The organism is Sphingobium sp. TA15 (assembly GCF_037101235.1).
GTDB classification, from domain to species: Bacteria; Pseudomonadota; Alphaproteobacteria; order Sphingomonadales; family Sphingomonadaceae; genus Sphingobium; species Sphingobium indicum.
Genome location: NZ_AP025355.1, coordinates 3,342,083 through 3,353,504, shown reverse-complemented (window position 1 = coordinate 3,353,504; position 11,422 = coordinate 3,342,083). Strand labels below are relative to the sequence as shown.

Sequence of the window (11,422 nt, the reverse complement as noted above, 5' to 3'; positions counted from 1 at the left end):
TAGGGTTTTACTATGTAGAAATTTACTATGTAGATAATTCTATATCAGGGTTCGGCTCACTAATAGTGGTGAGGCAAATGAAAAACGCCCCCACGGCGAGCCGTGAGAGCGTTTCAAAGGCCGTCGCTGGAACGCATATGCGTCTCCATGGGCTATATATGTGCTACCACACTGGCGCGGTGGCAGATTACGTGCAGTAGTTAGTCGGGGATTGGATCGGCAAACTGCTCAAGATGCTCAGTTTGCTTTTGCAGTCGCTTTGCCTTCATGTCAGCCACGGTCGCTTTGAAGGCGGCGGTCACCTCCTCAACATCGGCCCCATCTGCCAGCAAATCGGAGAAATCCTCATCGTAGCGTAGATTGACCAACACTGCGCCTGCGCTCTCTTTCACTCCTTCCCGCTTGGCATCGATCCCGGCCTGAATTTCAGCTTCGCGGGCTAGAATTTTCCTGCCCTTCGCAATGACAAACTCATCGTATTTGGCCTGTTCCCAGCCATCCACGCCGACAACGAACAGCTTATCGCCGAGCACTTTGAAGATTATGCGGCCAAACTCAACGGCTTCTGAAAGTTGGGCAGGCTTGGCAAATTCAAACACATCGTCGTTGGCGGGGTTTTCCGCCTTGGCGACAGCATTGGCGCGATCCTGCTGACGCCGTGCAATTTGCCGTGGCGTAGGCTTTTTGGCTCGCTTCGCCGCCTGCTTGGCCGCCCATTGCCTATAGTGCATCTCCAGCGCCAGAATGCCGCCATAGACCTTGCCGTCCTCCGAGGACTTGAATTTTGCCGTGGTAATGAAATCCACCACGTCAGGCACTCTAACCTTGCTGCCTTCCAGAGTGGCAAGGACGCAGCCATATTTCTCGGCGGAACGATCACGCCGGTATGCGCGATTGGCAATGCCTTCATGCTCCCCATCGGCGATGGGGGCGTCGGTGTCGGTATTGACCCAACGCCCGTAGAGCAGCGCCGTGATGGCATTCCATTTGTTATAACTGCCGGTCGATGTGAGAGCCTTCGCCTGCTTGCCCAGATCGTGCTGCGACAAAACGGTCGTCAAATGTTCGCGATTGTAGATCGACGAAAAGCAGGCAAGGCCAAAGGCATAGGCTTCCGCAAGCTGCTGGTAGAGGATTTGGCGACCAGCGACCCTGAGCTTCGTCTGGGCCTCGTTATCGGCGACAAGTGACTTCTGCTTGAAGGCAGCAATCAGTTCCAGAATGCGCTCGGCCGGCAACTGGTCCATGCCAGTAGAAACGTCATCGCGGAGCAGCCCAAAACGCTTGGCGGCATAGTGGACCTCAGAGCCGTCATCCTGCTTCTCAACTTCAAAATCGAACCACCCGCGATCAGCATCAAAACGCTGCACGAGCAGCAACTCACTTACATCAGACATTCGGTATTCTCCTTCATCGACGCGGCACAATCGCGGCGTCGTGAGGTGTTGATACATGGGGGTTGCCTAGATAAGTGATTATCAGGATCATATGGGAATTATGGGACAACCCATGAACACGAACAGGCGGCGCAAACGACGCGCCCCAAACCTTGGCTTTATCGCGGTTTGGGACGACAGATGGATGGATTGGCCGGAGATTTGGGCGGCAGATTTGTGGTTCAAATTCCTGCAAATCAGCCCCAGCTATGAGCTTGCCCGTCAATGCCGCGCTGGCGAACTGATGGGCGCAGAGGCGCTGCCAGCGGATTTTGACGTCGTCCTGGCTGTCTATGATGACCTTGGCGATGTCCAGATTTCGAGTGGCGAATGGCTGGATAAGCAATACCGCTTCATGGGTCATTTTGGTAAGCGGCCCAGCACGGCCCAACTTGGCATTGTGCGTCACGACGGTCCTGAGCCAGCCCCTGACATCATGGAGGGGCTTGAAGCCTATCTGGCGAAGCAGTGGATCGTTGAGGGCAAACCGTCCGCCGTTATCGCCGCGATCCCGCTGGGAATGGGCAAGGCCGAGATCATCAGGCAGGTGGAGGCGATGCTGGACGGGATGATGCCAGACAGTCATGTCGTGGCAGACGGATCACCGAAATATCAGGTGGCGGACAAGCGGAACGATCTTCGCAGCGCGGGCCGCTACTGCGAGGCGATGCGAATCAAGCTCAGGCGACCGGCTCTGAAAAATTGGCAAATTGGCGTGATGGCCAAGCTCAGCGAGGCTCATAGCGCCTATGTGAAAGCCAATCCCAAACGCGATCCTGACGACCTCATTGATCGACACGGTGCGTTGAAAATCCTGACGAGCCGCGCCCTCAGTCGCGGGCATATGATCGCAGAGAATGCCGCAAGGGGCATCTTTCCCAGCTATGCGACCTGCGAACATGCGATGCCGCTGGATTGGGATTTCCTTCATGGGCAATGGCGCGCGCGGAGCAAAAAGATCGCCGCCGAGTGGTATGGAGCGCGCTCACTACTAGTGGGGCACCTGTAACACGGCATCAGACGGGAAAGGCTGCGCCAATCCTCCCGCCGCGCTGCGGCCTTCGATTGAGATTCCTCCAGCCAATCCAGATAAAAGGCAATGGCCGCTACAGGCATGGATTTGGCGGCGAAGCTGTCAAATGCGGGCCGTGCGGCCAATTGCTATCCCACGCCAAGGCCGCAGGGCTTGGTGGGGGATATGTCCATGATGACAATGGCCTTGCTCTGGCTGCGCTCATCGCAACGCCATAAAAACTGACGCCGCCGGCCATCCAACCCGCATCGCTTCGCTCGCCTGCGTTGGATACGCCGCTCTGCGTCGTTTTTAGTCTTCTTCTCAATATCTTTGTGTAACGAAAACTATCTTAAAGAATAATAAAGACGTTACGCATCTGGTGCCGTGTTACAGTCCCAGGTCAGGTCAATTCCGACCGCAAATAGATAAATAGATATGAGCGGCGGCATCCCGCATTTGTCCAGATCGTGTTCTCGCCGCCGCTCATTATGACAAAGAAAATGGACGAATGGCGGGAAATATGCTTGGACAAAGGCATCTGCAATTTGGGAAAAGGAGAACATTATCGAATGCAAACACGAATTCACTACGTTTCTGCGCCCGCTGGATCGGGCAAGACCTACCAGCTCGAACAGCTTGCGGCCAAATTGGCGACCAGCGAAAACCACAAAATCCTGATCGCGCAGCCAACTAGACACCTTATCCGTCAGACTGCCGCGAACCTGCGCCGTGCCAATCCAGCCTTGGCGGTCAAATCCATCCTTTCCAGCAGCAATGGCGATGCCGTGACCCCACGGATCGAAGCCCACATGGCCAATGCTGGCAAGGGCAAGGGCCAGGTGCTGCTCATCAGCCACGAAGCCCTGAAACGTCTGCCGCCAGCGCACCGCGCGCATTGGGATTTGTTCGTCGACGAAATCCCGTCCGTGTTCGAATGTCTCGCGCTCAAGATCGTCAAGACCCACGCGCATCTGACCGATCATATCGAACTGGAAGACCTTGGCCGTGGCATCAGCGCGGTGAAAATCTCACCGGGGCATCGCGGTGCGGTGGAAATCCTGCTCCGCAACGAGAGCAAGGACGAGCTGCTGGAACGCTTTGGCCCGATCTCCAACCATCTGCTGGACGACAGCCGCACCGTCATGGTGGAGACGGCCTGCTATCAAGCCTTGCTGGACGGGACCAAGCGCGAAGGCGAAATCAATTTTTTCTCGATCCTCGGCCCTGAGTTTGTTCAGGATTTCAATTCCGTCACGCTGATGGGCGCCAATGCGCGGGAAACCGAATTGTTCGCGCTGTGGGGCATTCGCCGCGACATCGACTTTGTGCCGCATCCGCTGCTGACCAAAGGGCTGCGCTACCATGAACACCAGAACGGCGACCGCCTGACCGTCCATTATCTGTTCGAGCGGGAATGGTCGATTTCGCGGTCCCAGACCGAGAACGACGATACGGGCATGACACTGCTGGAAGAGGTGGGCGACTACATCCAACGCTTCTTCGCAGGGCAGCGCTTCCTCTGGGTGGCGAACAAATCCGCCGACATGATGATGTTCGACCGCAATGATCGCCTGCCCGCCGTCAGCCACGGCCTCAACGAACCGCATTTCATCGCCTGCCATGCCGTCGCCAGCACCATCGCACTCGTCCATAACCATGCCAGCGCGAAGTTTCTGGCTATGTTGGGGCTGACCGACAGCCAAATCCGCACGGTGATCTGCTATCAGTCGGAATATCAGGCCATCATGCGCTGTTCATTGCGCGATCCCGACGCCATCGCGCCCGTGATCATCATCGTGCCCAGCAGGGCCAGCGCGGAATGGATTGCGGGCAAATTCGCTGGGGCGGCAGTCAGCAAACTCAGCACGGGACTGGATTGGGAAGTGGGCAAAGTTGGCCGCCCCAAGGCCGTGCGTGCAATGACCAACGCGGAACGGGTCAGGAAGCATCGCGCGGCCAAAAAAGGCGGCGGCGGACTCACTACTAGTGAGCGCCGGGTAGGGAGGCTTTCAGGCAGACTAAACGGGGAGGCGGGATGGCCTGCCTGTTATCCTCATAACAATTTGCCGTCCTCAGTCGGCGGGTGAGTTGCCTCGGAAGTCGTTGGATTTGCATCTTCAGTGGCAGCGGGAGCGCTTATAACAGGCTTAGGTGGGGTCCAACCCTGAGAAAAAGTAATCCGATCAATTGTGATAAAGTCCAGCATTGCTCCCAAAAAGGCCCTGGCATCGATAGGCAGTTCATCAAATTCTGGACAATCGATCAAAAATGCAGCCTGTTCTAAATCTTTCGCGGCATTGAAGAGGCGATCAGAGTTCGCCATTTTTACTACGATTTCAGCGAGGCTCTCAGCCGGAACTGACTGAAGTGCTTGATGGAACCGATTGTGAATTATGTCGGCAAGGCCAGCGCCATTAGGGGCGTAATCCCTTATGGCGGCTTGTGCCCAACGAAGCTTTTCTGCCGTCCCTTTTGGATCGTCACCAAAGCGGATAGCGTCGGTCAAGCTAGCCAGTCGCTCCTGCTGAGGACGCAGCGCGGATTCCCCTGAGGCAAAGTCAAACGCGGCGGCAGCGATACCCGCGCAAAAATACGTTAGGCGAGTAAAAACCTGCGCGGGAAGTGAGTTGGGATGTGCTTCGACACACATTCGCGCAAAATATTGCGCGCCATCCGCTGCGGTGTTTGCGCAAGATGGTCCGAACCGATCGGCCACTGAAGATTTTACCGAGGCGAAGGTGTCGCGGACATCCTTCGAAGAGCGCGATGCATCAACCTTGGCAATAAGTTCACCCAAATCTTCGTCAGAGAGGCGCGAGGAAGCCGTAAGACGCTGGCTCGATTTCAATCTTTGCAGATCGGCGTTGTCGATCCACAGAACATTGTGCTTCCGGGCGAGCTCCCGCAGAGAACGACGCGAGTCGCTGGTTGCAATCCCGGTCGCTTCGACTTGGATTAACTCAGCCAGACCCTTCACAAAAAAGAGACGCTCGGCCGCCTTAGGCTGCGCATTATCCTTGATGTCTATGATAATCCGGCGACGTGCGAGTGTCGCCGATCGTTCGTAGAGCCAGAGGTCAATGTCAGTCAGTTCATCGCCGCCATGTCGTAGCTTCACACCACGAACTACGAAAAATCCTGCCCCCAGGAAGTAAGACCGTACAATCTCCTCCGTCTCGAAGCCCTTTTTCCCGGTCTTTTTGGGAGCACTGGTTGGCTTGGCGTTCACAGCGAGCCTCCGCCACGAACTGCGCTCAACAGCGAACGGGTCTGCGCTCGGCTCGCAGCAGACTGGCCCTTTCGCAGGCCAACGCGCGCGGCCTCTGGTGGGGTATAGCTTCGCATTCCGGCGCTGGGTAAGGTTTCCAGAGCGGCGGCGGCGGCATTTCTGCCTTTTAGCACTTCCAAAGCAATTACCCCGACTTCGCGTTTCAACAGGCGCATTTTGAACCCGTAACCGGAGCGTTCGGTTTGCACTACGCGCTCGAGTTCAAGTGCTCTGTAGTCATTGCCAATGGCCGTGGCTGGTCCCACGGAACCGCCTCGTATCAGCTTTCCGAGCAGAAGATCGATCCCCCATATCTGTCCGCGTGCTGATGGGCTGTGAGTCATTCCATATGTCAGGGCTGCCACCAGCGCTTTTGCGTGATCAAAAGCATCTTCCGTCAGGGGATTGCTGAATTTATGGAATGATCCCGGCGAAGTTATGAAAACATGATCACCGGCTTCATTGGAAACTATGTTCATGTCGTACAGGGCTGCTGCCCGTACTTTGGCAAACAAGGGCTCGCCAAGAATTTTTATCGCAGTTGCGGCTGTTACGGCTCCGCGCAATTTTAATTTTGCATCGAATTCGACAATCTTTGCCTGTTCGGCGGAACTGAGCGAATCGATAACCTTTTTGGCTTTGCTAGCGGTGTCCCGACGAAAGAGGTTGCCATTGAACAAGAGTTTGTCTGCCCCTTCCCCTTCCGCATCGACAAAGCCGATCTGGGAAGCCTGCAGAACAAAATCGGTAGCGTCCGCTTTGGCGAGCTTGTGGGTATCACCGAGAAATTCAATTGCACCATTCGCCGTGACTGGGGCCTGCGAGGCCAGTTCGGCTAAAGTAATGGCAGCGCGTTCGGTGGGATGGGGGTCGTTGTCTTCAAAAAGATCCGCAGCGTGGGTTAGCGCCGAGGATCCGCTCACGCCCAACACGGACACATCGCCAGAAGCCGAACGGTCGATAAGTTTACGCTTCTGCAAGTGATCTAAGCAAGCTGTGAGCTCAGTTTTCGGATTGAGGTTTCCAACCTTTGCAGCCGCGATGACCTGGTCCGAAGTTAAGGTGGCTTCATCGCTCTCCCCCAAGCGAGCCAAGAGCCCAGCGGACTTCGCTGCCAGATCGATCGCGCTAAATTCAGCGGCCCCGCGCATATCAGCCGCAACCTTGCGGCCGTGGTGAACGACCCAAGCGCCGATAGTTTGCTTCTCCACACCATCCCCCTGCGAGCAATGAAGAGAACATAGGACTGGAACGAGGAAAAGAAATACGCAGCCAGCAAGATTTTGAAAATTCAGCACAGATGCGCCGCTCTGCCTCGTTCTTCCAGCCTTACGCGAAGGCCGACGCTTGCGGCCAATGCCCCCCCCATCGGGGCAACAGCGCAGCTTTTGCCGCAATCGGCCGTGAAGAGTCAGGTTCATGGCCGTGGAGTCGGGCCACTACTAGTGAGTGCCGCATTCAGGTAGTCCCTGTCGTGACAGTCGCATTCCGCGCGGTGGCTGTCACATTCAGGTCGATTTCCGCCAAAAATGACATCAGATGGTCAGGCTCCAGACCCAAAAGTGACAGGAGCAAACATGATCGTCGGCTATGCGCGTGTCAGCACCACGGACCAATGCCTTGCTGTCCAGATGGATGAACTTGCTGCCCACGGCTGTGACCGCATCTTTCAGGATCAGGCCAGCGGCACCAGCAGGGCACGCGCAGGGCTGGTGGAAATGATGCAGTTTGTCCGCGAGGGCGACACCATCGTGGTCAGCAGGCTTGACCGCTTCGCTCGCTCGCTGACTGACCTGTTTCAGCTATTAGACGAACTCAGCCGCAAGGGCGTTGCCTTCCAATGCGTCCATCAGTCCATCGACACCAGTAGCAGCACGGGCAAGCTGACACTCGCGATCTTGGGCGCAGTGGCGGAATTCGAGAACGATATCCGTAGGGAACGGCAGCGGGCTGGCATCGCAAAGGCTAAGGCCAATGGCGTCTATAAAGGGCGCAGGGCTAAGATTAACGCCGAGCGGGTCAGGGAAATGGCCGCTCAAGGCTTTACAGCTAGCACGATCGCCAGCGAACTTGGGTGCCACAGGCAATCCGCTTATCGGCTCTTGCGTACCGCGTCCTAATAGGAAGTTACCCTCTCATTCGTTCGGAACTAGGGCGCCGTATTCCAATTCGTCCAGTCGAGCGGCCGCGCGACGAATACGAGCTAGTAAAGTGGCATCGCCATCCTTCGTTTCCCAAACGGTGCGACATTGACTCAGGAGGTCTGGATTTCGTCGAACCGGACTTCATCTTCATCGAGGCGATATACGCGGGCGAGTTGGACCCCAGCTTAATGTTGCCCGCGATGCCCGCCGCGCCAACTTCAAGGCCACGGCGAAGAAAGCAGCCTCATGATGGAAGCTTGGTGGGTGGGCGTCTTTTTCCACCTCATTTCATCAAATGCCATCCGAGCAAAGCACGAGAACAAGCAGACGTGAAATCGCTAAACTTTCCTGACACTCTGTCGGGTAGAAGCTACAATGCAGAGAGCGATCAATGTTCCCTGAACGAAGACCAGAAACTGCCAATCAGCGGTTCAAGCGCGTAATCTAGGGCGCTGCGCTTGCGGAGAGGAATGAGCACCTGAACCGGCATCCCAGCCCGCAGGGCGAAATCCTCTCCGCGCACTTTCCGGATGAGCTGCAACTGGCTTAACGGCACCGCTGCCTCCCCTGTGAAATAGCTTTGGCCGCTGCGCTCATCGATAAAGCTGTCGGCCGACAAACGTGTCAGCTCGCCTTCCAGATTGGGTAAGGTCCGCTCATGCAATCCGGAAAATTTGACCAGCAGCTTTTGCCCCATCTGCAGATCGTCAGCGTCATCCGGTGAAATCTGCATCTGAATGCGGAGTGGCTGTCGTTCCGGTATAATATCCATGAGCTTTTGCCCCGGCGATATGACGCCGCCGGGAGTAAAAACAGTCAGTCCCACAATAGCTCCGGTAGCAGGGGCACGGATCTCCGTGCGCGCGAGTTGGTCGCGCGCGGCGCGCCACTTGGGAAGGACATCGCCCAGCCGCAGTTCGACGTCACGCAATTCCGACGCGGTGCGTTCACGGAAGCTGCGTTCGGCTTCCAGAACCTGTATTTCATTCTCCCGCACCGCGCCGCGTGTCTGAGCGACGCTGGCGTTATATTGGCCGCGCTGTCCTTCGAGGGATGCCCGCATCCGCTCCAGTTCTCGCATGCGTGTCTTGGAGACAAAACCTTTTTCAGCGACTGGTCTGAGCGCAGCTATCTGTTCGTCGATCAGGCGAAGTTGCTCACGGGTTGAAACAGCTTGTTCGTTATATCCCCGGCCTTGCTCCCCGGATTGCACGACCTGCTGTTGCAGCGCATCGCGTTGCGCCGCCAGAACCGCTACGCGGGCTTGCAACTCGGCCCTTTGCAGTTTCATGGCCAGAGCCGCATCGGCTCTATCCCTAGGCTGTAGCGACAAAAATTCTTGCGGTTCGTTAATTTGGGAAAGGCCCATTTGCTCGGCTTCCAATCGGGCACGTTGCGCCAGAAGCCGAATGGCCTGGGAAGCCAGCGCCCGTTCCTGTGCTTGGACCTCGGCCGCCGCCAGTGTCATGAGCAGGCGACCCCGCTCCACCCGCTGCCCTTCCCTGACATGGATGCTGCCGACCACCCCGCCATCCCGATGCTGAACGGACTGGCGCTGGCCCGCGACGATAAGGCGGCCTGTGGCATAGGCCGCCGCATCTAGCCGGCTGAACGCGGTCCAACCCAGAAAACCCGCAAAGAAGAGGATGGCGATAATAAGGCCTTGCCGGATATCCCGTTTGGGATCGGCGATGACGGCCAGATCTACCTCTGGGCGCAGTGCGGGCAAGACAATCTGTTGGCTCATGAGGCGGCCTTCGCGACTGAGGGGGCAGGGACGCGGCGCATATTGGGCGGCGTTATCTTGGCGAGCACCTCGTCGCGCGGACCGAACATTTCCATGTGTCCATCTCTCATCACCAATATCCTGTCCACTACCGGCAGGATGCCGAGTTTATGCGAGACGACAAGAACGGTTTTGCGCTCTGCCTTCAATGCACCCAACGCTGCGATCAGCGCTGCGTCTCCTTCGGTATCCAGATGGGCATTGGGTTCATCTAGAAGGAGAATAGCAGGATCACCAAAGACCGCGCGTGCTAATGCTATGCGCTGGGCTTGGCCAGCGGAAATGCCCTTGCCGCCGGATTTGAGCTGATGGTCATAGCCATTGGGAAAACGGCGGATCAGAGCGTCGGCTCCGACCTTTGACGCCGCGGCCACAACGTCTGTGTCAAGGCAAGTTCTGTCCTCTCCCCACTCGGTAGAGAAGCGCGCGATATTATCGGCAATAGAACCTGCCAGCAGTGTAGAATCTTGAGGTAGGTAGCCGATGTGACGTGCGAGAATCTCCGGGTCCCAATCCTGAGCATCGGCATCATCGAGCCGTATCTTTCCTCGATCGGGCAGGAGCGCACCGGCAATGGCGCGGATCAGTGTCGATTTGCCAGCGCCGCTGGGACCAACAACGGCAACGACCTCACCTGCTGGAATAGCGAGGGAGATGTTTTGGAGAACCGCGCCATCACGGGCCTCGTTCATAACGGTGAGGTTTTCGACACTGATTTTCCCCTTTGGAGGAGGGAGCGTAGTCTTGATCCTTGCGGCCGGAGCGGTCGCCAGCAGTGTCCGGATATCAGTATATTGCTGGCGTGCCTGAATTAGCGACTTCCATGTCGCAATCAGTTGCTCAATCGGCTGAAGCGCGCGCGCGATGAGAAAGGAGGACGCAAAAATCGCACCTGTTGATATAAGATTATCGACGGCCAGCAACGCCCCCAAGCCCAAAGCTAGGGATTGCAGCGCTAGCCTGATGAATTTGCCAAGTGTGAGAAAGCTGCCAGCGGCGAGGCTGGCCTGCGTTTGCGTCGCTATCATCGCTTCACGTTGGCGCAACTGGCGCGTGACCAACGCGCGCCGCATACCCAATGCTCTTATGCCATCCGCCGCTGCCAGCAACTCGTCCTGGCTTGCATAGGAAACGCTGGCCAGTAGTTGCGCCTGCGCCAGTTTATGGCGGGTTGCTCGCCATGTGGTAAAAGCGACGAGGGGCAGGAGAAGGCATCCCACCACAGCTAAAACACCAATCCAAGGATGGACTAGGAAGCATACCAGCAGATAAACGGGCACCCAAGGGGCGTCGAACAGTCCCAGAATTGCAGGACCGCTCAATGTACTGCGCAATGTGTCGAAATCGCGCAGACCTTGACGCGCAGAAGGTAGATCCGGTCGGCCTAAGGTCGCATCCAGCAAAGCTGGCGCAACAATCATATCTAGCTTCACTCCCGCACGGATCAGCAATCGAAGGCGAAGGCGATCAAGCAGGCTGAGCGTTATCAGCGCGAATATGAGTACCAATGTCAGGTACAGAAGCGTTTGCAAACCTTGGGTAGGTACTACCCGATCATAGACCTGCAACATGTATAAGGTTGGTGTGATGTAGAGAGCATTTAGCAGGGCACTGAAAGTCGCGACTGCACCAAAGTGCCGCCTTGCCTTCTGAACGGCGTGGCGAAGCATATCGCTGTTAGTAGCAACCATGGATTTAGCTCGCAACTGCGGGATTAATTGGAACATACTCGTCCCGAAATCGGCGCGCTAGGATAACTTGCGGCGCCAACCC

General features: G+C 56.6%; 8 protein-coding genes. 3 read left to right on the top strand and 5 right to left on the bottom strand.

From position 1 onward, the window contains the following. Positions 1-200: 200 nt before the first annotated feature. Positions 201-1,397, bottom strand: a complete 1,197-nt coding sequence (locus tag Sj15T_RS16380) for a hypothetical protein (RefSeq protein WP_338756141.1) — start codon at positions 1,395-1,397, stop codon at positions 201-203. 112 nt (positions 1,398-1,509) lie between these two features. Between Sj15T_RS16380 and Sj15T_RS16375 the strand changes: the two genes are divergently transcribed. Both Sj15T_RS16375 and Sj15T_RS16370 read left to right on the top strand, forming a co-directional pair. Next, positions 1,510-2,445: a hypothetical protein gene (locus Sj15T_RS16375; RefSeq protein WP_148225529.1), complete on the top strand. Its 936-nt coding sequence runs from the start codon at positions 1,510-1,512 to the stop codon at positions 2,443-2,445. Between the two features lie 530 nt (positions 2,446-2,975). Continuing rightward, on the top strand, positions 2,976-4,538 hold the full coding sequence (locus tag Sj15T_RS16370) for a DEAD/DEAH box helicase family protein (protein ID WP_148225528.1): 1,563 nt from the start codon (positions 2,976-2,978) through the stop codon (positions 4,536-4,538). On the opposite strand, the gene Sj15T_RS16365 is transcribed toward Sj15T_RS16370, so the two are convergent. After that, on the bottom strand, positions 4,505-5,680 hold the full coding sequence (locus Sj15T_RS16365) for a hypothetical protein (RefSeq protein ID WP_013039164.1): 1,176 nt from the start codon (positions 5,678-5,680) through the stop codon (positions 4,505-4,507). The two genes, Sj15T_RS16370 and Sj15T_RS16365, sit on opposite strands and share 34 nt — an antisense overlap. Next, on the bottom strand, positions 5,677-7,017 hold the full coding sequence (locus Sj15T_RS16360) for a hypothetical protein (RefSeq protein ID WP_197532071.1): 1,341 nt from the start codon (positions 7,015-7,017) through the stop codon (positions 5,677-5,679). The genes Sj15T_RS16365 and Sj15T_RS16360 overlap by 4 nt, the downstream gene beginning before the upstream one ends. A gap of 279 nt (positions 7,018-7,296) precedes the next feature. Between Sj15T_RS16360 and Sj15T_RS16355 the strand changes: the two genes are divergently transcribed. After that, positions 7,297-7,839: a recombinase family protein gene (locus Sj15T_RS16355; RefSeq protein WP_013039162.1), complete on the top strand. Its 543-nt coding sequence runs from the start codon at positions 7,297-7,299 to the stop codon at positions 7,837-7,839. 412 nt (positions 7,840-8,251) lie between these two features. Here Sj15T_RS16355 and Sj15T_RS16350 read toward each other — a convergent pair whose 3' ends face one another. Both Sj15T_RS16350 and Sj15T_RS16345 read right to left on the bottom strand, forming a co-directional pair. Continuing rightward, positions 8,252-9,610 carry an HlyD family type I secretion periplasmic adaptor subunit gene (locus tag Sj15T_RS16350; protein WP_013039161.1) on the bottom strand — a complete coding sequence of 453 codons (1,359 nt, stop codon included), beginning with the start codon at positions 9,608-9,610 and terminating at the stop codon, positions 8,252-8,254. Continuing rightward, complete coding sequence (locus tag Sj15T_RS16345; RefSeq protein WP_013039160.1) at positions 9,607-11,376, bottom strand: type I secretion system permease/ATPase; 1,770 nt, start codon at positions 11,374-11,376, stop codon at positions 9,607-9,609. Before Sj15T_RS16345 ends, Sj15T_RS16350 begins: the two co-directional genes overlap by 4 nt. Positions 11,377-11,422: the final 46 nt, after the last annotated feature.

What these genes read in the sequence shown, in the direction of transcription:
- Sj15T_RS16380 (WP_338756141.1), bottom strand. Translation starts at nt 1,397, where the DNA reads ATGTCTGATGTAAGTGAGTTGCTGCTCGTGCAGCGTTTTGATGCTGAT.
- Sj15T_RS16375 (WP_148225529.1), top strand. Translation starts at nt 1,510, where the DNA reads ATGAACACGAACAGGCGGCGCAAACGACGCGCCCCAAACCTTGGCTTT.
- Sj15T_RS16355 (WP_013039162.1), top strand. Translation starts at nt 7,297, where the DNA reads ATGATCGTCGGCTATGCGCGTGTCAGCACCACGGACCAATGCCTTGCT.
- Sj15T_RS16350 (WP_013039161.1), bottom strand. Translation starts at nt 9,610, where the DNA reads ATGAGCCAACAGATTGTCTTGCCCGCACTGCGCCCAGAGGTAGATCTG.
- Sj15T_RS16345 (WP_013039160.1), bottom strand. Translation starts at nt 11,376, where the DNA reads ATGTTCCAATTAATCCCGCAGTTGCGAGCTAAATCCATGGTTGCTACT.